The organism is Peteryoungia rhizophila (genome assembly GCF_004912145.1).
Lineage (GTDB): Bacteria > Pseudomonadota > Alphaproteobacteria > Rhizobiales > Rhizobiaceae > Allorhizobium > Allorhizobium rhizophilum.
The window spans coordinates 260,030-285,894 of record NZ_STGT01000006.1 but is presented as its reverse complement, the minus strand read 5'-3'; the positions used below and the strand labels follow the sequence as shown (position 1 = coordinate 285,894).

The 25,865-nt window shown below is 62.0% G+C and carries 30 protein-coding genes; 22 read left to right on the top strand and 8 right to left on the bottom strand.

The genetic code is table 11. The features are described 5' to 3' along the window. Positions 1-276 precede the first annotated feature (276 nt). The 8 genes from ugpB (at position 277) to E9677_RS22545 (ending at position 8,369) form a co-directional block, all read left to right on the top strand. A complete protein-coding gene (gene ugpB / locus E9677_RS22580) occupies positions 277-1,584 on the top strand; it encodes a sn-glycerol-3-phosphate ABC transporter substrate-binding protein UgpB (protein WP_136560311.1) in 1,308 nt (435 codons plus the stop codon). 78 nt (positions 1,585-1,662) lie between these two features. Continuing rightward, a complete protein-coding gene (ugpA, locus tag E9677_RS22575; RefSeq protein ID WP_136560310.1) occupies positions 1,663-2,544 on the top strand; it encodes a sn-glycerol-3-phosphate ABC transporter permease UgpA in 882 nt (293 codons plus the stop codon). A 9-nt stretch (positions 2,545-2,553) separates the two neighbouring features. Next, complete coding sequence (gene ugpE, locus E9677_RS22570; protein ID WP_136560309.1) at positions 2,554-3,402, top strand: sn-glycerol-3-phosphate ABC transporter permease UgpE; 849 nt, start codon at positions 2,554-2,556, stop codon at positions 3,400-3,402. Next, positions 3,402-4,451, top strand: a complete 1,050-nt coding sequence (locus tag E9677_RS22565) for a sn-glycerol-3-phosphate import ATP-binding protein UgpC (RefSeq protein WP_136560308.1) — start codon at positions 3,402-3,404, stop codon at positions 4,449-4,451. The genes ugpE and E9677_RS22565 overlap by 1 nt, the downstream gene beginning before the upstream one ends. A gap of 224 nt (positions 4,452-4,675) precedes the next feature. After that, positions 4,676-5,992: an efflux RND transporter periplasmic adaptor subunit gene (locus tag E9677_RS22560; RefSeq protein ID WP_168801303.1), complete on the top strand. Its 1,317-nt coding sequence runs from the start codon at positions 4,676-4,678 to the stop codon at positions 5,990-5,992. 8 nt (positions 5,993-6,000) lie between these two features. Beyond that, positions 6,001-6,717: an ABC transporter ATP-binding protein gene (locus E9677_RS22555; RefSeq protein WP_136560307.1), complete on the top strand. Its 717-nt coding sequence runs from the start codon at positions 6,001-6,003 to the stop codon at positions 6,715-6,717. Then, positions 6,707-7,912 (top strand): ABC transporter permease, encoded by a 1,206-nt coding sequence (locus E9677_RS22550; RefSeq protein ID WP_136560306.1) that lies wholly within the window; start codon positions 6,707-6,709, stop codon positions 7,910-7,912. The genes E9677_RS22555 and E9677_RS22550 overlap by 11 nt, the downstream gene beginning before the upstream one ends. Positions 7,913-8,027: 115 nt before the next feature. Next, positions 8,028-8,369 carry a hypothetical protein gene (locus E9677_RS22545; protein ID WP_136560305.1) on the top strand — a complete coding sequence of 114 codons (342 nt, stop codon included), beginning with the start codon at positions 8,028-8,030 and terminating at the stop codon, positions 8,367-8,369. 63 nt (positions 8,370-8,432) lie between these two features. On the opposite strand, the gene E9677_RS22540 is transcribed toward E9677_RS22545, so the two are convergent. From E9677_RS22540 to E9677_RS22530, 3 genes are all read right to left on the bottom strand, one after another. Beyond that, positions 8,433-9,176 carry a phosphodiester glycosidase family protein gene (locus tag E9677_RS22540; RefSeq protein WP_136560304.1) on the bottom strand — a complete coding sequence of 248 codons (744 nt, stop codon included), beginning with the start codon at positions 9,174-9,176 and terminating at the stop codon, positions 8,433-8,435. A gap of 91 nt (positions 9,177-9,267) precedes the next feature. Beyond that, positions 9,268-9,969, bottom strand: a complete 702-nt coding sequence (locus tag E9677_RS22535) for a ferredoxin (RefSeq protein ID WP_136560303.1) — start codon at positions 9,967-9,969, stop codon at positions 9,268-9,270. Positions 9,970-10,067: 98 nt separating this feature from the next. Then, positions 10,068-11,633, bottom strand: coding sequence for a trimethylamine methyltransferase family protein (locus E9677_RS22530; protein WP_136560302.1), 1,566 nt, complete (start codon positions 11,631-11,633; stop codon positions 10,068-10,070). 270 nt (positions 11,634-11,903) lie between these two features. Here E9677_RS22530 and E9677_RS22525 point away from each other — a divergent pair, with 270 nt between their 5' ends. Then, positions 11,904-12,605, top strand: a complete 702-nt coding sequence (locus E9677_RS22525; RefSeq protein WP_136560301.1) for a corrinoid protein — start codon at positions 11,904-11,906, stop codon at positions 12,603-12,605. Between the two features lie 25 nt (positions 12,606-12,630). Here E9677_RS22525 and E9677_RS25775 read toward each other — a convergent pair whose 3' ends face one another. Together E9677_RS25775 and E9677_RS22520 are read right to left on the bottom strand one after the other, a co-directional pair. Further along, positions 12,631-12,765: a hypothetical protein gene (locus E9677_RS25775; RefSeq protein WP_268960323.1), complete on the bottom strand. Its 135-nt coding sequence runs from the start codon at positions 12,763-12,765 to the stop codon at positions 12,631-12,633. A gap of 54 nt (positions 12,766-12,819) precedes the next feature. Continuing rightward, positions 12,820-12,981 carry an entericidin domain-containing protein gene (locus E9677_RS22520; RefSeq protein ID WP_136560300.1) on the bottom strand — a complete coding sequence of 54 codons (162 nt, stop codon included), beginning with the start codon at positions 12,979-12,981 and terminating at the stop codon, positions 12,820-12,822. A 38-nt stretch (positions 12,982-13,019) separates the two neighbouring features. Here E9677_RS22520 and E9677_RS22515 point away from each other — a divergent pair, with 38 nt between their 5' ends. Continuing rightward, positions 13,020-13,646 (top strand): DUF1638 domain-containing protein, encoded by a 627-nt coding sequence (locus E9677_RS22515; RefSeq protein WP_136560299.1) that lies wholly within the window; start codon positions 13,020-13,022, stop codon positions 13,644-13,646. 27 nt (positions 13,647-13,673) lie between these two features. Here the strand turns inward: E9677_RS22515 and E9677_RS22510 are convergent, their stop codons facing one another. Beyond that, positions 13,674-13,802, bottom strand: a complete 129-nt coding sequence (locus E9677_RS22510; RefSeq protein ID WP_136560327.1) for an entericidin domain-containing protein — start codon at positions 13,800-13,802, stop codon at positions 13,674-13,676. A 259-nt stretch (positions 13,803-14,061) separates the two neighbouring features. Here E9677_RS22510 and E9677_RS22505 point away from each other — a divergent pair, with 259 nt between their 5' ends. The 11 genes from E9677_RS22505 to E9677_RS22455 all read left to right on the top strand — a co-directional run bounded on the left by E9677_RS22505 (position 14,062) and on the right by E9677_RS22455 (position 22,931). After that, positions 14,062-14,709 (top strand): exopolysaccharide biosynthesis protein, encoded by a 648-nt coding sequence (locus E9677_RS22505; RefSeq protein ID WP_136560298.1) that lies wholly within the window; start codon positions 14,062-14,064, stop codon positions 14,707-14,709. After that, entirely contained in the window at positions 14,709-15,497 is a 789-nt protein-coding gene (locus E9677_RS22500; protein ID WP_136560297.1) for a formyl transferase, read from the top strand. The genes E9677_RS22505 and E9677_RS22500 overlap by 1 nt, the downstream gene beginning before the upstream one ends. 108 nt (positions 15,498-15,605) lie before the next feature. Beyond that, positions 15,606-15,908: a virulence factor gene (locus E9677_RS22495; protein WP_136560296.1), complete on the top strand. Its 303-nt coding sequence runs from the start codon at positions 15,606-15,608 to the stop codon at positions 15,906-15,908. Then, a complete protein-coding gene (locus E9677_RS22490; protein WP_136560295.1) occupies positions 15,901-16,497 on the top strand; it encodes a methylenetetrahydrofolate reductase C-terminal domain-containing protein in 597 nt (198 codons plus the stop codon). The genes E9677_RS22495 and E9677_RS22490 overlap by 8 nt, the downstream gene beginning before the upstream one ends. Before the next feature lie 3 nt (positions 16,498-16,500). Continuing rightward, positions 16,501-17,598: a methylenetetrahydrofolate reductase gene (locus E9677_RS22485; protein WP_136560294.1), complete on the top strand. Its 1,098-nt coding sequence runs from the start codon at positions 16,501-16,503 to the stop codon at positions 17,596-17,598. 80 nt (positions 17,599-17,678) lie between these two features. Further along, complete coding sequence (locus E9677_RS22480; RefSeq protein ID WP_136560293.1) at positions 17,679-18,644, top strand: methyltetrahydrofolate cobalamin methyltransferase; 966 nt, start codon at positions 17,679-17,681, stop codon at positions 18,642-18,644. Between the two features lie 50 nt (positions 18,645-18,694). Then, positions 18,695-18,982, top strand: a complete 288-nt coding sequence (locus E9677_RS22475; protein ID WP_136560292.1) for a BrnT family toxin — start codon at positions 18,695-18,697, stop codon at positions 18,980-18,982. Beyond that, positions 18,969-19,229, top strand: a complete 261-nt coding sequence (locus E9677_RS22470) for a BrnA antitoxin family protein (protein WP_136560291.1) — start codon at positions 18,969-18,971, stop codon at positions 19,227-19,229. The genes E9677_RS22475 and E9677_RS22470 overlap by 14 nt, the downstream gene beginning before the upstream one ends. Before the next feature lie 54 nt (positions 19,230-19,283). Next, positions 19,284-21,317 carry an ASKHA domain-containing protein gene (locus E9677_RS22465; protein WP_136560290.1) on the top strand — a complete coding sequence of 678 codons (2,034 nt, stop codon included), beginning with the start codon at positions 19,284-19,286 and terminating at the stop codon, positions 21,315-21,317. 468 nt (positions 21,318-21,785) lie between these two features. Then, complete coding sequence (locus tag E9677_RS22460; protein ID WP_136560289.1) at positions 21,786-22,184, top strand: DNA breaking-rejoining protein; 399 nt, start codon at positions 21,786-21,788, stop codon at positions 22,182-22,184. A gap of 54 nt (positions 22,185-22,238) precedes the next feature. After that, positions 22,239-22,931: a CPBP family glutamic-type intramembrane protease gene (locus E9677_RS22455; protein WP_205910182.1), complete on the top strand. Its 693-nt coding sequence runs from the start codon at positions 22,239-22,241 to the stop codon at positions 22,929-22,931. A gap of 158 nt (positions 22,932-23,089) precedes the next feature. Here E9677_RS22455 and E9677_RS22450 read toward each other — a convergent pair whose 3' ends face one another. Further along, positions 23,090-23,686 (bottom strand): NAD(P)H-dependent oxidoreductase, encoded by a 597-nt coding sequence (locus tag E9677_RS22450; RefSeq protein ID WP_136560287.1) that lies wholly within the window; start codon positions 23,684-23,686, stop codon positions 23,090-23,092. A 98-nt stretch (positions 23,687-23,784) separates the two neighbouring features. On the opposite strand from E9677_RS22450, the gene E9677_RS22445 reads away from it, so the two are divergent. After that, positions 23,785-24,411, top strand: coding sequence for a TetR/AcrR family transcriptional regulator (locus E9677_RS22445; RefSeq protein WP_136560286.1), 627 nt, complete (start codon positions 23,785-23,787; stop codon positions 24,409-24,411). 27 nt (positions 24,412-24,438) lie between these two features. On the opposite strand, the gene pdxR is transcribed toward E9677_RS22445, so the two are convergent. Beyond that, positions 24,439-25,854: a MocR-like pyridoxine biosynthesis transcription factor PdxR gene (gene pdxR, locus E9677_RS22440; RefSeq protein ID WP_136560285.1), complete on the bottom strand. Its 1,416-nt coding sequence runs from the start codon at positions 25,852-25,854 to the stop codon at positions 24,439-24,441. Positions 25,855-25,865 lie beyond the last annotated feature (11 nt).

The following is a 25,865-nucleotide window of genomic DNA, read 5'->3' as shown; positions in this document are numbered from 1 at the left end:
GGGAGCCGAAGGTCAAGCACCCCCTTAAGGTGTCCACACTGGTGATGTCGCCACCAGGCTCCGATGCGACAGCCTTCCGGCCATGCGCCCGAACGTTCTGATTGTGCACAATCTGTGACAACCGGCTGTCACAATTTCGTTGCAGGTTCATTTGTTTTCGTTTTCAATGAGAGCCGCTTCAAATCGAAGCAAGCTCACGCCGGATCGGGAGGATCTGTCGTGGGTCCATTCTTGGCCAGCGATTGGCTGGACCAGGTGGAACATCAGGGAGGCACCATGTCCACGAAACGTTTCGCTGCATCCGCGGCGGCCCTCGCCATTTCGCTTTCTTTCGGCTCTTCCGCTTTTGCTGCCACCGAGCTGCAATGGTGGCATGCCATGACCGGCGCAAACAACGAAGTTGTCGACCAGCTGGCCAAGGAATTCAACGAGAGCCAGAGCGACTACAAGATCACGCCAGTCTTCAAGGGCACGTATCCTGAAGCGCTGAATGCCGGCATTGCGGCATTCCGCTCGAAGCAGCCGCCGGCCATCATCCAGGTGTTCGATGCGGGTTCCGGTGTCATGATGGGCGCCGAAGGCGCGATCGTTCCGGTCGCCGAAGTGCTCCAGAAGGGTGGATTCGAGTTCAACAAGTCGGACTACCTGGCCGGCATCGTTGCCTATTATTCCAAGCCGGACGGCACCATGCTGTCCTTCCCCTACAATTCATCGTCGCCGATCCTTTACTACAACAAGGACGCCTTCACCAAGGCCGGACTGGATGCGGAAAGCCCGCCGAAGACCTGGCCTGAAGTGTTCGAGGCTGCTCGCAAGATCAAGGACAGCGGCGCAGCGCCTTGCGGCATGACATCGACCTGGCTGACCTGGATCCAGACCGAAAACTTTGCCGCCTGGAACAATGTTTCCTACGGCACCAATGAAAACGGCCTTGCTGAAGGCACCGTCGAATTGAAGATCAATTCGCCGCTTTATGTCCAGCATTTCCAGTCGATCGCCGACTTGGCAAAGGACGGCGCGTTCCGCTACGGGGGCCGCACGTCCGAGGCAAAGCAGCTCTTCCTGTCGGGTGAGTGCGCCATCATGACCGAGTCTTCCGGTGGCCTCGGTGACATCGTAAAGTCCGGGATGAACTATGGCATCGGCCAGCTCCCCTACTACGAGGGCAATGGTCCGCAGAACACCATTCCGGGCGGTGCCAGCCTTTGGGTCTTCGGTGGCAAGAGCGACGAGGAATACAAGGGCATTGCTCAGTTCTTCAACTTCTTGTCGCAGACCGAAATCCAGGCGCGCCTGCATCAGGTTTCCGGCTATCTGCCGGTGACCAACGCTGCCTACGAAGCAACCAAGGCCTCCGGCTTCTACGAGAAGAACCCGGCACGGGAAACGCCGATCCTGCAGATGACCGGCAAGGCTCCGACCGAAAACTCCAAGGGCGTGCGCCTCCCGAACTTGCCCCAGGTTCGTGACATCATGAACGAAGAGTTCGAATCCATGTTGGCCGGTTCGCAGGATGCCAAGACGACGCTCGACCGCATCGTCGACCGTGGCAATGCAGCCATCGCTGCCGTCTCCAGCAACTGATCAGACGACGCCCCGAGACTGCCCGCATCGCCAGGTGCGGGCAGTGCTTTTTTCTCCGGCCGGCTGAGGAGCATCGCCTTGCACACGGTTCACTTCCCGAACAAAATCCTGCCCTACCTCCTGTTGGCGCCCCAGATCATCCTGACCCTGATCTTCTTTTTCTGGCCTGCGAGCCAGGCGATTTACCAGTCCATGCTCAGGGAGGATCCCTTCGGGCTGAAAAGCACTTTCGTGGGCTTTTCCAATTTCTCGGATATCCTTTCGGATCCGAACTATCTCCATGCGTTTCAGGTGACGATCGTCTTCAGCGCATTGACGGCTCTGGTATCGATGGCGGTCGCCCTGCTTCTCGCCACAGCCGCCGACAAGGTTGTTCGCGGCCAGACCTTCTACCGCACACTTCTGATCTGGCCCTATGCCGTGGCGCCAGCGGTTGCCGGCATGTTGTGGCTCTTCATGTTCAACCCTGCCATGGGCACCCTCGCCTATCTGCTGCGCTCAACCGGCTTTGACTGGGACCCTCTCCTGAAGGGAGACCAGGCGATGACGCTCATCGTTTTCGCGGCCGCATGGAAGCAGATCAGCTACAATTTCCTCTTCTTCGTTGCGGGTCTCCAGGCAATCCCGAAGTCCCTCATCGAAGCCGCCTCCATCGATGGTGCCCGTGGCAGCAGACGCTTCTGGACGATCATCTTCCCGCTTCTGGCGCCGACGACCTTTTTTCTCTTGGTCGTGAACACCGTATACGCCTTCTTCGACACCTTCGGCATCATCCATGCGGTGACGGGCGGCGGGCCGGCAAAGGCGACCGAAACCCTGGTGTACAAGGTCTACAACGACGGCTTCGTCAACCTGAACCTCGGCTCATCCGCAGCCCAGTCCGTCATCCTGATGATCATCGTGATCGGCCTGACTGCCTTCCAGTTCCGCTTCGTCGAGAAGCGGGTCCATTACGGCTGAGGATCGGACATGATAGAAAAACGCCCCGTCGCCAATCTCATTGGCCATCTGATCCTCGTGATCGGCATCATTATCGTTGCCTTTCCGATCTACTACACGTTCATCGCCTCATCGATGACGTCGCAAGAGATCATCCGCCCGCCCATGTCGCTACTGCCCGGCGGCCATCTGGTCGAAAACTATACGGAAGCCATGTCTGGCGGCGTCGAACGTGTCGTCGGCGTGAGCCTTGAGCGCCTGCTCTTCAACTCGTTCGTGGTCGCCATCGCAATCGCCGTCGGCAAGATCATCATTTCGTTCCTGTCGGCCTTCGCCATCGTCTTCTTCCGCTTCCGGTTCCGGATGTTCTTCTTCTGGATGATCTTCATCACGCTGATGTTGCCCGTCGAAGTGCGCATTCTGCCCACCTACAAGGTGATCGTGGACTTGGGGCTGATCGATACCTATGCGGGTCTGACCTTGCCGTTGATGGCATCAGCCACCGCCACCTTCCTCTTCCGACAGTTCTTCCTGACCATTCCGGGCGAACTCGTCGAGGCTGCTCGCATCGACAATGCCGGACCCTTTCGTTTCATGAAGGACATCCTGCTTCCGCTGTCGAGCACCAATATCGCGGCCCTCTTCGTGATCCTCTTCATCTATGGCTGGACCCAATATCTGTGGCCACTTCTGGTCACCAATGACGCCAAGATGAACACCATCATTATCGGCCTTCGTCGCATGGTCGACTTCACCGACGCTTCCACGCCCTGGAACTACGTCATGGTGACGGCGATCCTCGCCATCATCCCTCCCATCATCGTCGTCGTCTTGATGCAGCGATGGTTCGTCAAAGGTCTTGTGGAGACAGAAAAGTAATGGCCCAGATTGTTTTGAACGATGTCCGCAAGATGTATGGCAATATCGAAGCCATCAAAGGCGTGTCTCTGGAAATCGCCGACGGGGAACTCGTTGTACTCGTCGGACCGTCGGGCTGTGGCAAGTCCACGCTGCTGCGCATGATCGCCGGGCTTGAGAGCATTTCAGGTGGGCAAATCGCGATCGGCGACCGCGTCGTCAATCAGCTGGAGCCGTCCGAGCGCGATATTGCGATGGTTTTTCAGAACTATGCACTCTATCCGCACATGACCGTTCGGCAGAACCTGGCTTATGGTTTGAAGAACCGCAACACGCCGAAGGATGAAATCGATCGCCGTATCGAACGGACAGCAAAGGCGCTGGAGATCGAACAGTTCTTGGAGCGCAAACCACGCCAATTGTCCGGCGGCCAGCGCCAGCGTGTGGCCATGGGCCGCGCCATCGTGCGCGAGCCCGCCGCCTACTTGTTCGACGAACCCCTGTCGAACCTTGACGCCAAGCTGCGAGTGCAAATGCGCGTCGAGATCAAGCGGCTGCAACGCTCGCTCGCCACCACCAGCGTCTATGTAACCCATGACCAGATGGAGGCCATGACCCTTGCCGACCGGCTTGTGGTCCTGAACGCCGGACGGATCGAACAGGTGGGCACGCCGATCGAGCTTTACGAGCGCCCGGCGACGACCTTTGTGGCGACCTTCATCGGGTCGCCATCGATGAACTTACTGCAGAATGTCGAAGCAACCGGAAACTGGTCACTCACAGCCGATGCAGCGGTCCCGAATGGCACCGCCACCCTCGGCATTCGACCGGAAGACCTTCATGTCATCCCAGACGGGCTGGACGACGACACTTTCAAGGCAACCGTGAAGGTCGCCGCCGTCGAGCTTGTCGGTGCCGAGAGCTATGTGCATGCGACATTGCCGGATGGCAGCGACATTGTCTTCCGGGTGGCAGGTCGCTCACGGATCGAGATGGACGATATGGTGAAGATCGGAGCGAAATCCTCCGGTTTGCACTTCTTCGGTTCGAATGGCGTTCGCATCGCCTGATGACATTCTGATAAAGGGACGGGGCCTCAATTGGCCCCGTTCGTCATATGCCGAGAGGCGGCTATCTGACCCGCCACCAAGCCCACGTCCACTGCGCTGCAGCGGCGGCCGTTCAACCTTACCAATCTTTCACTGTCCTTTCTCCACCGAACCTCTATCTCCATGCCAATGGAACCATCACGCCGATTGACCCCGATCAAGCGCGCGGTGCCGGTTTAGGTCCAATGTATGGACCATTGCATGAGTGTGACGGAGTAGACGTGGAAAACGACGTGAAGCCTGAGACCTCTCCCGAGACGGAGGAGCTGAAGACGATCCTGGCGGCGGCGGCCCGGCCGAAGACCCGCGGGGGCCTGCGCATCGTCGGATTGGTCGCCCTCGCCGGCCTCGCCTATGGCGCATATCTCTGGACGGCCGGCGGAACCACGGTCAGCTACACGACATCGGAGTTGAAGCCCGGCGACCTAACGGTCCTGGTGACAGCCACCGGCTCGGTCGAGCCGACGGTCCAGGTCGACGTTTCCTCCGAACAGTCGGGCACGGTCCGCGAAGTGCTGGTCGACTTCAACAGTGAGGTTAAGAAGGGCGACGTGCTGGCCCGTCTCGATACCGACAAGCTGAGCGCCGACCTGAAGGCCAAGGAAGCCGCCCTCGCCTCGGCGCGCGCTTCGGTGTCGAAGGCGCGCGCCGACGAAGCGTCGGCCAAGGCCAAGCTCGATCGCCTGACAACGCTGGTATCGAGCCGCGTTTCCACACAACAGGATCTCGACACGGCCGAATACACTTTTCAGGCCGCCGAAGCCGCGCGTCAGAGCGCCGAAGCCGACGTGATCTCGGCAGAAGCCGCCCTCGAACAGGCGAAGCTTTCCGTGTCCAAGGCGACGATCGTCTCGCCGATCGACGGCATCGTGCTCTCGCGTGACGTCGACACGGGTGCGACCGTTGCCGCCTCGCTGGAAGCCCCGACCCTCTTCACCCTCGCCGGCGACCTGCGCCAGATGGAGCTGCAGGTTTCGATCGACGAAGCGGATGTCGGCCAGGTCGCCGTCGGCCAGGCCGCCACGTTCACGGTCGACGCCTTCCCCGACCAGCGCTTCCCGGCAGAGATCACCTCGATCCGATACGCCGCCGAGACAGTGAGCGACGTCGTCACCTACAAGGGCATCCTCTCGGTCGCCAATGACGATCTTCTGCTTCGCCAGGGCATGACCGCGACGGCGGACATCGTCGTACAGTCGGTTGAAAACGGCCTGCTCATTCCCAATGCGGCCCTGCGCTATTCCCCGCCTGCGACAGCCACAGCGGAAACCACCGGCGGCGGTAGCGGTGTCTTCAGCCTGTTCCGCCCGCCCCGCGAGGCGCCGCAGAGTGCGCCGGAGCCCGAAGGCAGCGAACGCACCATCTGGCTTTTGCGTGACGGCGCACCCGTCGCGGTCAACATTGAGATCGGCGCCTCCGACGGACAGAACACGGTCATCATCAAGGGCGAAGTGAAGGAAGGCGACCGGGTCATTACCGACCAGACCGTCCGCAACGGCTGAAGCGCGCTATGGCCACCTCCCCGCTCCTTGAGTTTCGCCAAATCTCCCGCGTCTATGGCCGCGGCGAAGCGACGATCCGCGCCCTCGACCGGGTGGACCTGTCGATCGACCGAAAAGAATTCGTCGCCATCATGGGCCCTTCCGGCTCCGGCAAGTCGACCGCCATGAACATCCTCGGCTGCCTCGACGTGCCGACCTCAGGTCAATATCTCTTCCAGGGCATCGACACGACTGGCTTCGACCGCGCGCAATACACGCTGCTGCGCCGCCACATGCTGGGTTTCGTCTTCCAGGGCTTCAACCTGCTCGCCCGCACCTCCGCCGTCGAGAATGTCGAACTGCCGCTGGTCTATCGCGGCATGGACCCTCGCGAGCGGCGTGCCCGGGCGCTCAAGGCGCTGTCCCAGGTTGGCCTATCCGGCCGCGAAAACCACACGACGCAGGAACTGTCCGGCGGTCAGCAGCAACGTGTCGCGATCGCCCGTGCCATCGTCACCAGCCCCGCCGTGCTGCTCGCCGACGAACCGACCGGCAATCTCGATACGAAGACCAGCCGCGAGATCATGGAGTTGATTACCGGCCTCAACCGCGACCACGGCATCACGGTCATCATGGTCACTCATGAAGACGATATCGCGGCCCATGCGAAGCGGACCCTGCGCTTCGTCGATGGCTATATCCAGTCCGACAGCGGGATCGAGGAGGCGCGCGCCCATGTTCGGTGAAACCCTGAAACTTGCGCTCCGCGCGATCAGCCGTAACCTTCTGCGCTCCTTCCTCACTGTACTCGGTGTCGTCATCGGCGTCGCCGCCGTCATCGCCATGGTGACGATCGGCAATGGCACGACCGCGCAGGTGACGAGCGAGATCTCCAAGCTCGGCACCAATCTCCTCTTCGTCCGGCCCGGCCAGTTCGGCCCCGGTCGCGCTGGCACCGATGCGAAGAAGTTCACCATTCGTGACATCGAGGCGATCCGCGAGCAGATCCCGGGCCTGCGCGCCGTCGCCGCCATCAACCAGTCAAGCCAGACGGTCATAGCTGGCGGACAGAGTCGCCAGACCACAATCGTCGGCTCGGGAGACGATTACCTGATCGCGCAAAACTGGGAACTCGCCTCCGGCCGCACCTTCCTTGCGTCCGAGGAACGCGGCGGCCAGGCCGTTTGCATCGTCGGCGAAACGGTGCGCACCAAGCTCTTTGGTTCCACGCCTGCGGTCGATCAGACGATCCGCGTCGGCAATGTCGCCTGCCAGGTGATCGGCATTCTCGCGAAGAAGGGCCAGAGCGGCATGGGCAGCGACCAGGACGATGTCGTCATGATGCCGCTCAAGGTCTTCCAGCGCCGCATTGGCGGCTCGACGGATGTGTCCAGCATCATGCTCTCGGCCGAAGACGGCGTCTCGACATCAAAGGTCCAGGCCGATGTCGAACGCCTGCTGCGCGAGCGCCGCAAGATCGTCTCGGGTCGTGACGACGACTTCACCGTCAACGACATGACCCAGATGGCGGCCACACTGACCGGGACGACCACCCTGATGACCGGCCTGCTCGGCGCCGTCGCCGCCGTCTCGCTGCTCGTCGGCGGCATCGGGATCATGAACATCATGCTGGTCTCGGTCACCGAGCGCACCCGCGAGATCGGTATCCGGCTAGCGATCGGCGCCGTCGAGCGCCAGGTGCTGATGCAGTTCCTGGTCGAGGCCGTCACCCTCTCCGTCTTCGGCGGCGTGGTCGGCATCGCGCTGGGGTTGGGGATCGCCTATATGGCGGTGACACTGATGTCGGTCCCCTTCGTAGCGAGCCCGTCGATCATCCTTCTGGCCTTTGCCTTCTCGGCCGCGATCGGCATGGTCTTCGGTTATTTCCCGGCCCGCCGCGCTGCCCAGATGAACCCGATCGACGCCCTCCGCCACGAGTAACCGGGCTCTCGGGCCAGCGGGGCAAGCCTCGGGCAAACTTGTTGTGGTGTAGCTGGTCCTAATGGATGCGGGTTATCCCGTTTCCGAGAGCCCTGACCATGTGAGGAGCAAACCCATGTCAGCCTTTCCGGATCGCGACACAGTCGCCGCCAAGATCGCCTCGATGCAGGAGCCGGACCAGGCCTTCCTGAAGCTCATCTTCGAAAACCCGGCCCAGGACGACGCCCTGCTCGAAGGTCTCAGTCTCTATCTCGACATCGCGTCCGAAAGCCGTTTTCTCAATTCGCTGAAGCTCGAACGCACGGGCGAATGGATCGGCAATCATGCGCCAACCCGCCTGCAGATCCGCCTGATGGAAGTCGCCCGCTCCAGCCAGCATCCGGCCTTCGCCGCCTTCCGCACCGGCCTTGCCCGCTCCGGCGGCCTGGAGCGCGCCTATCCGAAGGCGGCCGTCTAGCGCAATTCCAGCAAAGGTGCGAACCGGTTTTGCGTGCGCAATTGCGCGAAATGTTCTGAGACCCTATTGCGGGATGGGTATGCTCACCGACAGGATCGGCCCCATGGGAAACAGCCTGTCCATCCGCTTGTCCTCGGCGCTGAACACGCTCGATATCGTCCCGTCGAGATAAAGCGCATTGTCGCAGCCCAGCCGGTTTCGGAAAAAGGCTGCGAAGTCGTAGAACCGCACCGGCACCCTCGAGACGACCATGTGCACATGGCCCTTCGAATCCACGCCGACACCATTGCGGATCTTAAAACTGTCGCTGTCGGCCAGAAAGCGCGGATGCAGCTTTCCATCGATGACGAGCATCGGTCCCGATTGCGTGCCGAAATCCGGCACGACACCACTGGCGACGAAGGCTTTCGTCTCCCTCACCTCCGCCTTGCCGTCCTTCATCAGAAAAACCCCGTTCGGCAGCAGATGAAAATTGCCCCAGCCGCCGCCGGTCACCGCCGGCTTCAGCACCTTGCCATGTTCGGCGAAGTAGCCGACCGGCGACAGATCGTCGTGATACATGCCGGCATTCATGGCGAAGAGCAGCACGCGCCGTTCGGCCCAGAGCTGTTGGTGAAGTTTTGCAAACCCGCCATAGGCTTGCCCCTCCGGCCCGCCGAGATGCAGTCGGATGTCCTCGCGGGCGGGATCGAAGCTGCAGGCGATATAGCTGCTGGCCTCGTCCCTGATCTCCTCGCAAGCGGCAAGCGCGAGCGACGGCAGGGACAGGCAGGTCAGGAAGCCGATGACGGAGAGGATTTTTCGCACGCAGTGCCCTTTCGATGGCTCCGCTTCTTGGCTGTGATTCCAGGCATTGTGAAGGCTGCACACCAGGAATTCCCCACGATCGGCATCGGTCTCAGCCCGGCAGCGTCAGCGCCTGCATTAGAAAGCCGAGCTGCGCATCCGGATAGCGGAACTCGGCGCCGACAGGACAGGTATTGCGGGCAAGGCAGCCCGAGACCATGCAACCAGCCTGCCCGACCGGCGTCACCAGATGCTGCCGACAGCGCGCGACGTCGAAGCCGCTTTCGGAGATGGCCCCGACAGGACAGGCAGAGCGGCAAGGCTTGTCCACACAGGCTTCACAAGGATGAGCCACCGTTTCAGATGCTACGATCTCATCGCGCCAATCTCGAAACAGCAGCGCGCCACGATAACTATGCCAGAGGCCGAAGCGTGGATGGATCAGGATCCCGAGCGGCGATGGCTTCAAACCCTCCGCCCGCATGGCCCATGTCTGAAACGGTTGGTAAGGCGGCTCTGACGGATAACAGGCCGAAGCCTCGAATTCCTCTGCCACCGCATCGATTACTTGTTTGGACCAACGATCCAGCGGATCGGATCCACCACCGTCGCCCTGCGCCGCGCGCCAAGTGCTGAAGACCGGCCACATCGCGCCGCCGGCGACACCGACGAGCACCACAGTCGATGCCGCCTCGCCCTCAGCCAGCGATGGCGCCGAATGTCCGTCCTCGAAACGCAACACACCCCGGCACGAAAACCCGAACGCACCGAGCCGTACGTCGAGTGCGGCCAAAACGCCCGAAGGGCCGCTCATCGCGGCCCCTCGATTTTGTAATGGGGTCGCCAGACCTCCTCCTGGATCATGTCGGCGACCTTGTTGGCTCCGCCTTGCTCCCTGGCAACGGGACCCTTTCAAGTGAAGGCGTCGGGCATCGAATTCTTGCGGGCAGCGATGAAGGCCAGGAGCGCCTCGTCGATTGCGGGATCGAGCGCCGGCGCCTCGTAACTGTCGAGCCAGGACCGGCAAAGCGCATTGGCGCGATCCTCGACGCGCTTGCGCCCCTCGATTTCCCACTGCTCGAACGAGTTGTTGTCGGCGAGCGCCGAGCGATAGAAGGCGCTCTGGAAGTTCGCCTGCGTATGGGCGCAGCCGAGATAATGCGCGCCGGGGCCGACTTCCCGGATCGCATCCATCGCCTGGCCGCTTTCGCTGAGGTCTACGCCCTGCGCCATCTTCTGCATCATGCCGAGCTGATCCTGGTCGATCATGAACTTCTCGTAGCAGGCGGCAAGACCGCCCTCGAGCCAACCGGCCGCATGCAGCACGAAGTTGGCACCGGCGAGCAGTGTCATGTTGAGCGTATTGGCGCTCTCATGCGCCGCCTGCGCATCCGGAACCTTCGACGCACAGAGCGAACCGCCGGTCCGGAAGGGCAGGCCCATGCGCCGCGCGAGCTGGGCGGCACCATAGGAGACCAGCGCCGGTTCCGGCGTGCCGAAGGTCGGCGCACCCGACTGCATCGAGATCGATGCCGCAAACGTGCCGAACAGCACCGGCGCACCCGGACGGATCAGCTGGGTGAAGGAAGCACCCGCCAGCACTTCCGCCAGGATCTGCGTCAGCGTGCCGGCAACGGTGACCGGGCTCATCGCGCCGGACAGGATGAAGGGCGAGACGACAGACGCCTGACCGTGACGCGCATAAACCTTCGACGCACCGAGCATCGTCTCGTCGAAGACCATCGGCGAGTTGGCGTTGATCAGGTTCAGCATGACGCAATTGTTTTCGACGAAGTCATCGCCGAAGACGAGCTTCGCCATGGCGATCGAATCTTCAGCTCGTTCCGGCGCCGTAACCGACCCCATGAAGGGTTTGTCGGAATATTTGATATGGCTGTAGACCATGTCGAGATGGCGCTTGTTGACCGGAATATCGACCGGCTCGCAGACCGTGCCGCCCGAGGAATGCATTGACGGCGCCATATAGGCGAGCTTCACGAAATTGCGGAAATCCTCGATCGTCGCATAACGGCGGTTCCCGTCAAGGTCGCGCACGAAGGGCGGGCCATAGACGGGCGCAAAGACCGTAGCATTGCCGCCGATGCGCACGCTGCGCTCGGGATTGCGGGCATGCCAGGTAAATTCCGACGGCGCCGTCTTCAGGAGTTCGCGGCAGAGCCCCTTGGGGAAATGAACCCGCTCGCCCTTGACGTCGGCACCTGCGTTTTTCCAGAGCTCCAGCGCTTCTCCGTCCTCACGGAACTCGATACCGATCTCCTCGAGCACGATATCGGCATTGTGCTCGATCAGCTGAAGCCCCTCCTCGTCCAGCACGTTGTAAGGCTGAATCTTGCGGCTGATATAGGGCATGGCCGGACCGGCACCGCCGCCGCTGCGGGATGCGCGGCGAGCCGCTGCTCCGCGTCCCTCGCCGCGAGAACGACGTCCTGCACCCGCTTCTTCGATGATCTCATCCATGTCTGCTTCCTCGCTCGAGCGCTCATCCGCGCTGCTTCTCTCCTCCATTATGCTATTCCAATCCGCATGTGAAACCATCCTTTATGCGCCAACCGCTTGCGTCTCACAGACATCGTATTTCTGACAGCTAGTCTCACACCGTCGCTTTTCAGGGGCGGCGCGTCGTAATCGAAAAGAGTTTTTCACGAACTTGAGGTTTAACTTTCGATCGGGCAGTCTCATGTCCGGCGCGACCTGAATCGCGTTGAAAAAGAAGCGGGAAGCACCACCATGGCCGAAGATGACATCATTCTTTCCGAACTCTCCGACGAAGAACTCGTGCAGCAGATGCATGATGACCTCTATGACGGCCTGAAAGAGGAGATCGAGGAAGCGACGAACATCCTGCTCGAACGCGGCTGGGTGCCTTACGACGTCCTCACTCAGGCGCTCGTCGAAGGCATGCGCATCGTCGGCGTCGACTTCCGCGACGGCATCCTCTTCGTGCCGGAAGTCCTGCTTTCCGCCAATGCCATGAAGGCCGGCATGACGATCCTGCGTCCGCTACTCGCCGCAACCGGCGCCCCGAAGCAGGGCAAGATGGTCATTGGCACCGTCAAGGGCGACATTCACGACATCGGCAAGAACCTTGTCGGCATGATGATGGAAGGCGCTGGCTTCGACGTGATCGATCTCGGCATCAACAATCCGGTCGAAAACTATCTGGAAGCGCTGGAACGCGAAAAGCCCGACATTCTCGGCATGTCGGCTCTGCTGACCACGACGATGCCCTATATGAAGGTCGTCATCGACACGATGAAGGAAAAGGGCATTCGCGACGACTACGTCGTGCTCGTCGGCGGTGCACCGCTCAACGAAGAATTCGGCAAGGCCGTCGGCGCAGATGCCTATTGTCGTGATGCGGCCGTCGCCGTCGAAACGGCCAAGGAATTCATCAGCCGCAAGCACAACAGCCTAGGCGCTCGCGCCTGAACCTGAAAACGGCGAAGCCGGCCCTTTAGAGGCCGGCTTCTGCGTAATACTCGCCTTGAGGGGAAGTCGCCATGGTCTGCCAAGCGATATGCCCACCGGCATACAGGACGGCCGCCAGCATATAGATGGCACTGGCCTTTGCGATGGTCGTGAGCGTCATGCTCCCTCTCCTGATATAGCTGCGCTCAAAGCGGTGTCCCCCGCGCGATCGCGCTTAGCGGGAAGCGGCGGCGTCGACGTTGCGGCCCGCAGACTGCGTCGCATCGACGGTGTTGGCCGCGTCCTGGCCAACGCCGCGGATCGTATTGCCGCAGGACGAGAGCGCGAAGACGGTGAGAACGAGGGCTGCGCCGGCTGTCAGTTTTTTCGCCATCATGTGGATGTACCTTCTGTATGGGTAACGAGTGGATTGCGATGGAACAACGCGCGACAAGCGAAAAAGTTCACGTGATTGCATGCGGTGCGATCGCACGTGAGATTCTGGCGGTGAAGGCTCTGAACGGGCTCGATCATCTGACGCTGGAATGCCTGCCGGCGATCTGGCACGTCTACCCGCAAAAGATCGCCCCCGCGCTCCGTGAAAAGATCGCGGAAGCGCGGGCATCGGGCCATGAAAACATATTCATCGGTTATGCCGAATGCGGCACCCAGGGCGAAGTCGACCGCATCTGTCGCGAGGAAGGCATCGAGCGGCTGTCAGGCCCCCATTGCTACGCCTTCTTCACCGGCACGGATAAATTTCTCGCCGAATGCGAGACGGAATTCACCGCCTTCTACCTCACCGACCTGATCACCCGGCAGTTCGAGGCCTTCGTCATCGAACCCTTGAAGCTCGACCGCCATCCCGAACTGCGCGACATGGTCTTCGGCAATTACACCAAGATCGTCTATCTCGCCCAGACGGAAGACACCGAACTCCAGGCCAAGGCCAAGTGGGCTGCGGACTATCTGAAGCTCGACTACGAATACCGATTCACCGGCTACGGCGACCTTCAGCCGGAGCTGGTCGCCGCCGCGCGTGCCCACGCACCGGCCGCCTGATCCCCGGAAGGTTCGGAATGAGCCGCCTCAGTTGACCGAGTTGGCGACGCTGCGCCCGGCGTCCTGCGTGGCATCCACGGCATTGCCGAGATCGTTGCCAATCCCGCGGATCGTGTTGCCGCAAGAGGAAAGGCCAAGCGTCACCGCCAAGAGCATGGCCACGACACCTGCAGAGCGTTGAAAAGCGACAGTCATCCTGATTCCCCGTTGGATCGAAACAAGACGATCTAGGTGACAAGTGCGTGCGGAAAAATCAAGCCAACGGCTTAAGTCGGTTTTTGGTTGGCTGCCGCAGTCTTCACCATCTTTTCACCATCAGCGAAACACCTTGCCCGCCCCGCATCCGCTTTAATGTCCCTGTAATGTCCCCCTGCGACACTGCTCGTCAGGTCAACAAAAACCAAGAGAATCAGGAATGACCGACAGGGCGGAAACATGGGTGGCGGGTCTCGTCACCGCGCGTGAACATCATCATCCCGAAAACCTCTCGGACCTTCTGGTCCGGCTGGCCCGCACGACCGACCGCAAGGTGACGATCCGCGACATCGCGATCGCCCTGCAGGACCGGTCCTTCGGCGCTTTCCTCCTCGTCTTCGCCCTTCCCAATCTCGTGCCGATGCCGCCGGGTGCCACCTTCATTCTGGGCTTGCCCCTGATTTTCGTCGCCTGGCAGATGATGGCCTCTCCGGGCGGGCGGGTCTTCTTTCCCCGGGTGGTCAGCGATTACGGCGTCGAGCCGCAGACCTTCGAGGCGATCGTCAAGCGCCTGGTTCCCTGGATGCGCTGGGCAGAAAAACTGGTGATCCCGCGCTTCTGGCTTTTCGAAAGCCGATTTGCAGAACGCGTGATCGGTTTCTTCGCCCTGATCCTCGCCATCGTCGTCTTCCTGCCGATCCCGCTCGGCAACTGGCCGCCGGCCTTCGCGCTCGCACTGCTCGGTTTCGCCCATTCCCAGCGTGACGGCCTCGGCGTCGTCGTCGGCTGCCTGATCGGTCTGCTCTCGCTCGCAGTCGCCGGTTTCGTCGTCTACACCGCCCTCGCCGTTGTCGCGCTCGTCATCTGATGCAGGAAGCTGCACCTGAATTGTCACGCCGCACAGTAGTCGTCATGACCGCCGGCGGCCTCAATCCGACAATCGTCGTCCAGCATCTGGCCAAAAGCGGGCTCGATGTCCACATCGTGCTGGAAAATCCCGAAGGCAAGGGCGAGATCACCCGCCGCCGCGCCAGAAAGCTGGGCTGGGTCGAAGCTCTCGGCCAGCTCGGCACGATGATTGCTGCCCGCCTTCTCCGCGGCCTCGCCGACCGCCGCGTGGCGGAACTGCTCAGCCGCCACGACCTCGACCGTATCCTGCCGGAGACCGTTCCCATCCACCCGGTCACATCCATCAATGATGCCGAGACGCAAGATGTCATCGGCCAGATCCGACCCGGTGCGATCCTGCTCGTCTCGACCCGTCTCATGTCGGCACGCCAGCTTGCGGCGATGCCCTGCCCGGTGATCAACCTGCATGCCGGGATCAACCCCAATTATCGCGGCCAGATGGGCGGCTACTGGTCATTGCGCGAAAACGACGCCCAGAACTTCGGCGCCACCCTCCATCTCGTCGATGCCGGCACCGATACCGGCGGCACGCTCTACGAAGTACGAACCCGCCCTGAGCCTTCCGATTTCATCTCGACCTATCCGCTCCTGCTGACGATTTCCGCCCTGGAGATCACCCGCCGCTCGGTGGAGGACGCCCTCGACGGTCACCTCTCGCCAAAAATCCCGCAAGGCCCCTCTGCGCTTCGCTTTCCACCCACGTTCTGGTCCTGGCTCTGGTGCGGCGTGACACGCCGGATCTGGTAAAAACATCAGGACTCATGGCAGCGTCGTTTTTGGCGACAAGCGACGTCGTGAAGAGCGCAGTCCGGCGAATGCCCCCCGTGCATTCTGGGCTCAAAGGGAGAGAGTGGCATGGCAGACAAGATCGTCGTTTACTGGCGGGACATTCCAGCCCAGGTGATCGTCAAGCAGGGTCGCAAATCGGCCAAGCGTGAGCTCTCGCTCCGCTTCACTGAAGCCATCGACATGGCGGCCATGCGCTCAGGCGCTGCTGAAACCGACGCCTATCTCGCCGACTGGCGCAAGGCCGATCCGATCCCCGTCGGTGACGACATGGAAGCCGAAGCCGAAGCCGCCGCAGCCGAGATCGAGGCAGCCTACGACAAGGCCCGCCTCGTCGCCCTCGTTCATGCCGGGGGCCGCGACAATGGGTGAACCCCAACTGGTTGATCCCGGCCCACCGAAGAAAGGCAATGCCGCCCCTGCCGCGAAGGCAAAGACCGGCGCATTCACGCCAGCCGGCGTCTCACCCAATCGCCGCGCCCGCCGCTCCTATACGATCCGCCTCTGGGCCGTGCGCAATTCGCGCCTGCTCGAATGGGTCTACCGCAACTTCGCCAGCGCCTTCCTCTTCCTCCATCCGGTCTGGAAGGCGCTCGGCTATAGCAGGGTTGAAACCCCGGTCACCTTCGTCGAGCGCAATGTGAAGGGCCTGCTCTTCGACTGTCGCATGTGCGGCCAGTGCGTGCTGTCCTCCACCGGCATGTCTTGCCCGATGAACTGTCCCAAGCAGTTGCGCAACGGCCCCTGCGGTGGCGTGCGCGCCAATGGCAATTGCGAAGTCGAACCCGACATGCCCTGCGTCTGGGTCCAGGCCTGGAACGGCTCGCGCAACATGGTGGCCGGCGATGCAATCCTGAAGGTGCAAAAGCCGGTCAACCAGTCGCTCCGCGAGACATCCTCGTGGCTGCGGGTTACCGCAGAAGCCGCCGCCGAGCGCGAAAAACCGGCAAAGGAAGCCTGATCCATGGCCCATATCGACGAAAACCCGCTGGGTCCGCATCTGCCGCTCGATCCCCTGCCCGGTCACTCCTCGCTGGGTCGCCTGGAGCGCGTGCTCCGCCGCGGCGAGTTCGCCGTCACCGCCGAATTGAACCCGCCCGACAGCGCCGACCCTGAGGACGTCTACGAACGCGCCAAGATCTTCGACGGTTGGGTCGACGGCATCAACGCGGTCGATGCCTCCGGTGCCAATTGCCACATGTCCTCCGTCGGCATCTGCGCCCTTCTGACCCGGATGGGTTACGCGCCGATCATGCAGATCGCCTGCCGCGACAAGAACCGCATCGCCATCCAGGGCGACGTGCTGGGAGCGGCCGCCATGGGCGTGACCAATATCATGTGTCTGACCGGCGACGGCGTACAGGCCGGCGACCAGCCGGGCGCCAAGCCCGTCTTCGACCTCGACTGCATGTCGCTCCTGGAAACCGTCCGCACCATGCGCGACGAATCGAAATTCCTCTCCGGCCGCAAGCTCTCGACCCCGCCCAAGGTCTTCCTCGGTGCCGCGATCAACCCCTTCGCCCCGCCTTATGATTTCCGCCCCTATCGCCTGGGCAAGAAGATCGAGGCCGGCGCCCAGTTCGTGCAGAGCCAGTATTGCTTCGACGTGCCGATGTTCCGCGACTACATGAACAAGGTCCGCGACCTCGGCTTCCACGAGAAATGCTACATACTCGTCGGCGTCGGCCCGCTGGCGTCCGCCAAGACCGCCAAGTGGATCCGCTCCAACGTGCCGGGCATCCACATTCCTGATCATGTGATTGCCCGCCTCGAAGGCGCGCAGGATCAGAAAAAGGAAGGCAAGCAGCTCTGCATCGACATCATCAACGAGGTGAAGGAGATCGAGGGCGTCTCCGGCGTGCATGTCATGGCCTATCGCCAGGAGGAATATGTCGCCGAGATCGTGCATGAATCCGGCATCCTCAAGGGCCGAAAGCCCTGGAAACGCGAGCACGCCCGCGCCGACGACATCGCCGCCCAGCGCATGCAGGAGATCGGCGAAGACCCTGTCCAGGACCAGCAGGAAATGGCCGGCCGCGCCGCCCAATCGCAAACCCACTAACGCCCCATTGCTATTTCCCGGCACCTGCCGGCACATCCCATTCCCGCCGTGCGAGAGCCGGCATCGACCGGAGGACTGAAATGACCCGCACCATCGTCGCATCCGCCACCAAGGAAATCATCATCGGCTTCGACCAGCCTTTCTGCGTGATCGGCGAGCGCATCAATCCGACGGGTCGCAAGAAGCTCGCAGCCGAGATGATCGAGGGCAATTTCGACACGGTCATCCGGGACGCGCTGGAACAGGTCGCCGCCGGCGCCACCATGCTCGACGTCAATGCCGGCGTCACCTCGGTCAACCCGAACGAGACCGAGCCTGCGCTGCTGGTCAAGACGATGGAAATCGTCCAGGGCCTGGTCGACGTGCCGCTTTCGATCGATAGTTCCGTCACCGCCGCCATCGAGGCAGCGCTGAAGATCGCCAAGGGCCGCCCGCTGGTCAATTCGGTCACCGGCGAGGAAGAAAAGCTCGAAGCCATCCTGCCGCTCTGCGCGAAATACGACGTGCCCGTAGTCGCTATCTCCAACGACGAGACCGGCATCTCGATGGACCCGGATGTGCGTTTCGCGGTTGCCAAGAAGATCGTCGAACGCGCCATGGATTACGGCATCAAGCCGCATGACATCGTCGTCGACCCGCTCGTCATGCCGATCGGCGCGCTGGGCGATGCCGGCCGTCAGGTTTTCCAGCTGCTCTACCGCCTGCGCAACGAGCTGAAGGTCAACACCACCTGCGGTCTCTCCAACATCTCCTTCGGCCTGCCGCACCGCCACGGCATCAATGCCGGCTTCATCCCGATGGTCATCGGCGCAGGCATGACATCCGCCATCATGAACCCCTGCCGCCCGCAGGAAATGGAAGCCGTCCGCGCCGCCAACGTCCTGAACGGCACCGACCCGAACTGCGGCAACTGGATCATGACCTACCGCGACCACAAGCCTGCCGAAGCCGGCGCGGCTGCCTCGACTGCTGCCCCCGGAGCCTCGAGCGGTCGCCGCGGCGGCCGCGCGGGCCGGACGGGTGGAGGCAGTGCGCCGACGGAGTGAAGGACCTCTGCCGTTTTACATTTGCCTATACAAACGTGTAGTATGCGAGCATGAAGCGAGCGATTTCCGGTTTCGATTGGGACAGCGGCAATTGGCCGAAATGTGCCAGGCACGGCCTGACGAAAGCGGAAATCGAGCAGGTGTTCATGAGAACGCCTTCCGTCTACCCCGACCCGACTGTCGGAGAAGACCGGAAGCGCGCCATCGGAACTACTGCGGAAGGCAGATACGTCTTCGTCGTCTTCACCTTGCGCGAAAGCGAGCTCGGAATTTTGATCCGACCGATCAGCGCACGTTACATGCACGAACGGGAGATCCGGCGCTATGAGCAACGGTAAGGGCAAGCAGATGCCGGTCCTGCATTCCGACGCGGAGGCCGAAGCCTTCGTCGAGAAAGCAGACCTTTCCGAATACGACCTGTCCGGCTTCAAACCCGTCCAGTTCGAGTTCGAGAAGAAGTCGGCTCAGCTGAACATGAGACTGCCGGAAGCCCTGCTTTCGGCGATCAAGGCAAAGGCTCAGGAAAGGGGTATTCCCTACACCCGCCTGATCCGCGAAGTACTCGAAAAGACGGTGGCCAAGTAAGGCCGAAGCAGACAGTCATGCCCCGGGGAATACCCCAGATTTCGAAAGACCAGAATGACAGACGCCGCTGATCCCCTCGTTCTCTTCATGCCCTCCGGCAAGCGTGGCCGTTTCCCCGTCGGCACCTCCGTGCTGGAGGCCGCGCGCACGCTCGGCGTTTATGTCGAAAGCGTCTGCGGCGGACGCGCCACCTGCGGGCGCTGCCAGATCGAAGTCCAGGAAGGTCAGTTCGCCAAACACGGCATCACCTCGTCCAATGACCACATCTCGCCCGTCGGGCCGAAGGAAAAGCGTTACGCCGAAGTCCGCACCATTCCGGAAGGCCGCCGCCTGTCCTGCTCGGCCCAGATCCTCGGTGATCTCGTCGTCGATGTGCCGCCGGACACGGTGGTCAATGCCCAGGTCATCCGCAAGGCCGCGACCGACCGCACCTTTCCGCGCAATCCGGCGATCCAGCTCTGCTATGTCGAGGTCGACGAACCCGACATGCACAAGCCGCTCGGCGATCTCGACCGCCTCAACGTCATGCTGGAAAAGGACTGGGGCCTCCAGAACATCCTCGTCGCCCAACATCTGCTGCCGGAGGTGCAGAAGACGCTCCGCAAGGGCAATTGGGGCGTCACCGCCGCGATCCACCGCGACCTCGAGACGTCGCGCCCGAACATGATCGCGCTCTGGCCGGGCCTGCACAACGAAGCCTATGGCATCGCCTGCGACATCGGCTCGACGACGATCGCCATGCATCTCGTCTCGCTCCTCTCGGGCCGCGTCATCGCCTCTTCCGGCTTGTCGAACCCGCAGATCCGCTTCGGCGAGGATCTGATGAGCCGCGTCTCCTACGTCATGATGAACCCCGACGGGCGCGAGGCCATGACCAAGGCCGTGCGTCAGGCAATCAACGAGCTGACGGTCAAGGTCTGCGCCGAAGCCGGCGTCAACCCGGACGACATTCTCGACGCCGTCTTCGTCGCCAATCCGATCATGCACCACCTCTTCCTCGGCATCGACCCGACGGAACTCGGCCAGGCGCCCTTTGCGCTCGCCGTGTCAGGCGCGATCCACACCTGGTCGCGCGAGATCGATCTCGCCATCAACCACGGTGCACGCATCTACTGCCTGCCCTGCATCGCCGGCCATGTCGGCGCGGATGCCGCCGGTGCCACACTGTCGGAAGGCCCGCATCGCCAGGACAAGATGATGCTGCTCGTCGATGTCGGCACAAACGCCGAGATCGTACTCGGTAACCGCGAACGCACGGTTGCCGCCTCCTCACCGACCGGCCCCGCCTTCGAAGGCGCCGAAATCTCCTGCGGCCAGCGCGCCGCCCCCGGCGCCATCGAACGCGTCCGCATCGATCCCGAAACCCTCGAACCCCGCTTCAAGGTCATCGGCGTCGAGCAGTGGTCGGATGAGGAAGGCTTCACTGAGGCCGCGAACAAGACCGGCATAACAGGCATTTGCGGCTCGGCCATCATCGAAGTCGTCGCGGAAATGTACCTCTCCGGCGTCATCTCCACCGATGGCGTCGTCGATGGCGGCATGGCGGCGAAAAGCCACCGCATCCTTGAAAACGGCCGCACCTTCTCCTATCTCCTGCATGACGGCGCTCAGAAGATCACGGTGACGCAAAACGACGTGCGCGCCATACAGCTCGCCAAGGCCGCCCTTTACGCCGGCATCAAGCTGCTGATGGAAAAGCTCGGCATCGATACCGTCGACACCATCCGCTTCGCCGGCGCCTTCGGCTCCTTCATCGATCCGAAATACGCGATGGTCCTGGGCCTCATCCCCGATTGCGAGCTCTCGGAAGTCAAGGCCGTCGGCAATGCCGCCGGCACCGGCGCCCTGATGGCTCTCCTCAACCGCGACTACCGCCGCGAAATCGAGGAAACCGTCACCCGCATCGAAAAGATCGAGACCGCGCTGGAGCCGCATTTCCAGCAACTCTTCATCGACGCCATGGCCCTGCCGAACAAGGTGGATCCCTTCCCGAAGCTCTCGGCGGCGGTGACGCTGCCGGAGCGGAAGGTGCTGGCGGACGGCGAAGGAGAAGGCGGTGGGCGGAGGCGCCGGCGGTCGAGGGAATAGGCGGCCGGGACGACGTCATTGGCACGTTGGCATGCACTAGCCCCGGCCACAGCGGGCTGACGACCGTTCGCCACATCGTCAGAGGGTCGAATACAAGCCACGAAACCAGCTTGCAGAGCAGTTCCTCGAGCGACTTCAGAAGCTTCATGAAGTCCAAGTGTCACTCCTGTCCGGCTCTTGGGTTGCAAACCCCCGGTCCGTATCAGCGCCCACTGACAGTGTAACCTTGATTGAACCTCCCGGCGACGCTCTACTTTTGCGCTGCTCAATTGACCGTCGCAAGAGTTGCGTGAGACTTTTGCAATGGACACGTTCACTCAGATCGATAGGCCATTTTGCAGGGTGGCGCTTGACGCCGACAGAAAGCCTTCCAAATCTAAAATTCGAAGTCCTGCAATTTTGACTGGCAGTGAGTACTGGATTGTCCGGTTTTGCGACTGAAATCGAACTGAGAGAAAGGATGTGCCTATGAATTTACTTCGTGCGCTTCTGATCGGCCTGGGTGTGACGTTCGCCACGCCTGTCCTGGCGGATAACATCAGGCAAGAAACAGTCCGGTTCGCATCTGGAACGTCCGGCGCGACGATCAATGGCAAGATCAAGGGTTACGACAGCGTCGAATACAAGCTCGGCATTGGGGCTGGTCAGAAGATGAGCGTTCAACTCGATTCCTCGAATTCCAGCCTCTATTTCAACGTTCTGGCGGCCGGGGCCAATGCCGCCCTCTACAACAGCTCGATGGACGGCAACGGCACCAGCATCACAATTCCGTCGAGCGGAAACTACGTCGTCCAGGTTTACCTGATGCGGAACGCTGCACGCCGGGGTGAAACCGCGAACTACCAACTGACCCTCTATATTGAGTAATCAGAGCGCATCATGGAATCTCGACCGGATTTCCCCTATTACGACGGCCGCCCGGTGGCCGTGGAAGCCAAAGGCTGGCTGTTCCTCCTCGGTTCGGTTGCTGTGGCCTTTGTGGCTCTGACAATGATCCCCCTGCGGGCATTTCCGGTAAATATCATGCCAGCGCTATTGTTTGTCGCGATCCCACTGATCGCATTGCGCTTGGTGACCGGCGGGAACTGGGCCGCTTTGTTCGGCAAAGTCGGGCTCAGGGAGGTGGCCCTCATGGTCGTCTTCGCCCTGCTGACGATCATTGTCTCTTTTGCCGTTGCACTTGGCCTGTCGCAGGTGATGGCGTTCACCGAAAATCCCGTTTCCGAATCCATGCGCGCCATGTCCGGCGCGCAATTTGTCTGGATTTTGGCCGTAACGATCCCCCAACTTGTCGGAGAAGAGCTGCTCGCCATCCTGCCATTCCTCGCTGTCCTCTGGTTTTGCGTTACGCGTCTCGGCATGCCACGCCGCATCGGCATCGCGATCGCGCTTTTGCTCGCCTCCTTGCTCTTCGGCGCAGCGCATTTACCGACCTATGGCTGGAATTGGACGCAATCGCTCATCGTCATCGGTGGCGCCCGAATGGTTTTGACGCTCGCTTACATTGCCTCGCGAAACCTCTGGGTCTCAGCGGGAGCTCACATCCTGAATGACTGGGTCGGCTTCATCTTAACTTACGAACTCGGTCATGCGCCGATTGCAACTGTTGAATGATCGAGTGAGGCTCCATGACTAACTAAGAGCCGGGGCTGTCTGAGATAACACCGCCACCATCTGTAGCCTCTATGAGCGAGCACCGGCAGGCGTCTGCCCTCTGACCACTTCAACCAGAGCTGACTGTCCCCTCGCGGCCACAAAACGGCCTTCCCCCCTCACCCCAAAATCCCCGGCGCCGCTTCGACCATCTTTGCCAACGCCTCCGGCTTTGCCCCGCGGACCGGGCTGAAATACTTCACCTTCAGATCCCTGAACCCGCAAAAGGCCAGAATCTGCCGCCTCAGCAACTTGACCCAGCCATTGCCATAGATCCACTTGAGAAAGACGGTCGGCGTATCCGAGGTGATGACCACGCGCGCCTTGCGGCCGGAAAGCAGCGGCTTCGGCAGCGCCTTGCCCTCGATATACTGAAAGCCGAAACCCGGCATCAGCACGCGGTCGAACAGGCCCTTGAGCTTGGCCGGCGCCGCGCCCCACCAGAGCGGATGCACGATCACCAGCCGGTCGCACCAGGTGAGGCTTTCTGCGAGCGCCGCAAGATCGGGCTCCCAGTCCATGCGGGCGCGATACCCGTCCCGAAGATTGGCGTCGAAATCAAGATCCTCCAGATGCACCAGCCGAACCGTCTGGCCCAGCTCGCGGGCGGAATCCGCAATCCGCTCCGCCATCGCTCCGCACAGGGTTTTCCGTGCAGGATTGCCGTTCAGGACGAGAAGCCGCGAGGGCTGGGCATCGCGTGACAGGAAGGACATGCGGAATCTCCTTGTATTTGACCGTGGTCATTTTATGCTGAACAAATTGACCTCGGTCAAGATAATTTCAGCGTAGGCTCGTCCAAAAGGAATCGCGCATGAAACTTCGCCAGTCCCGCAGCCGCCAGACCCGAGAGCAGATTCTTGGCGCCGCGCGCGAGCTCTTTGCGCGCCAGGGTTACGAGCCGACCAGCATCGACCAGATCGCGAGTGCGGCGAAGGTTGCGAAGTCGAGCGTCTTTGCCCATTTCGGCGACAAGGCCAATCTCCTGGCAGCGCTCGGCCTGGCCGAGATCGAAAAGCTGGCAGAAGCCGGCAAGGCCGAGATCGCCCGCACGGACGACCGTCCGCTGGGTGAGCGGCTGCGCGCTCTGCTCTGGCCCTGGCTCTCCTATTTCTGCCGGGAACACGCCTTTGCCGGCCTCTATCTCAGCCAGTCGGCCCTCACCCGCGGCCCCCATACGGAAGCCTTCCTCGATCTCTGCCGTGTTCTCGAAGATCAGATCGCCGAACTCTTCCGCAATCCGTCGCAAGGACCACCGTCAGCCGAGCGGGCACTATTGCTCGCGCGCGGCGTCCAGGCCCTGTTTCACGAGGTCATCGTCTTCGAAATCTCCGGCTGGCTGGCGCCGCCCGAGACGGCCGAAATCATGCTGAGCCAGTTGCTCGACGTCTGGATCGCAGGCGCCGAACAGACCGCGACGCGACCGGACACCTCCGCCTGACACATAGCCCGCCACCGACATTGGACCTCAGGCAACCAAGCTGAGAAATCGCCGTGCCGCGCTGGCCATCACTTCAGGCGGAAACCCGGAAAAGCCGATCACCAGGCCACGCCGTGTGGGCTCTGCGAGGTAGAGCGGCGAAAGCGCCCTGGCGCCGAAGCCGGCCTCTCGCGCCCGTCTCGCGAGGCTCACGTCGTCGGCCCCGGGTGCAAGCTCCGCCACGAGATGCAGGCCCTGCTCGGGTGCTGAAACCGCGAATGGCCCCTCCCGCAGCGCCTCTACCAGCGCATCCCGCGCCGCCTTCACCCGTTTGCGCGCCCGCTTGATATGCGCCGAAAAATGCCCGTTGCGCAGGAATTCGGTGAGTGCGTCCTCGGCCAGCGTCGAGGGAAAGCGATCGGTTAGCCGGCGAATGGTCAGCAATCGCTCACGTAAGGCGCGCGGCACCACGAGATAGCCGATCCGAAAACCGGGCAACAACGTCTTGGAGAAGGTCCCGAGATAAATGACCCGCCCCTCGCCATCCATGCCCTGCAGGGCGCTGAGCGGCGGCCCGGCGAAGCGAAACTCGCTGTCGTAATCGTCTTCCAGGATATAGGCGCCCGCTTGTCTTGCCCAGTCGATCAGCGCCAGCCGCCGCGCCATGGAGAGCGTGACCCCGAGCGGATACTGGTGCGAGGGCGTCACATAGACCGCCTTGGCATCCGGCCGCGCCGCGATACCCGCCGCCACATCGATCCCCTCGCCATCGACAGGAACCGGAGTCACGGACAGGCCCGTGCCCTCGAACAACTCCCGCGCGGCGGCATAACACGGATCCTCCAGCCACACGGGATCGCCCGGTTTCAACAGCGCCCTGACGGCGAGATCCAGCCCCTGCTGCGTACCCGCCGTCATGATCACCTGATCCGGCTCGCAGACCACGCCCCGCGCGGCCTTGAGGTAAGCCGCCACCTCCACCCGGAGCGCCAGACTGCCCGCCGGGTCGTTATAGTGGAAATGCCGCGCCGATGGTTTGGCCAGGTGCCGATTCATCAGCATGCGGAAAATCCGCAGAGACGTCTCGTCCGCCGTCGAGCATCCGAGCGCCCCGGGAAGCGGCGCCAGCGCATCCTGCTCCATGACCGGCGGCGAGACCGGCGAAGACGCTGGCACCGGCTGAACCAGCGGCACGGCCTCGGCCACATAGGTGCCCGCTCCCACCCGCGCCTCTGCGAAACCGTCCGCGACCAGCATCTCATAGGCCGCGACCGCAGCACCCCGCGAAATGCCGAAACGCTTGGCAATATCCCGCGTCGTCGGCAGCTTGTCGCCGGGCTTCATCTGCCCGCTCTCGATCAGCCCGCGCAGCGAACGATAGAGCGCCAGCCGCCTTGGCCCCGTGGCCGGCAGAACCGGCGTGCTGGCCGACCAGTCGGAATTGGTTCGCGGTTTTTGCGTCATTGTGGATCTTC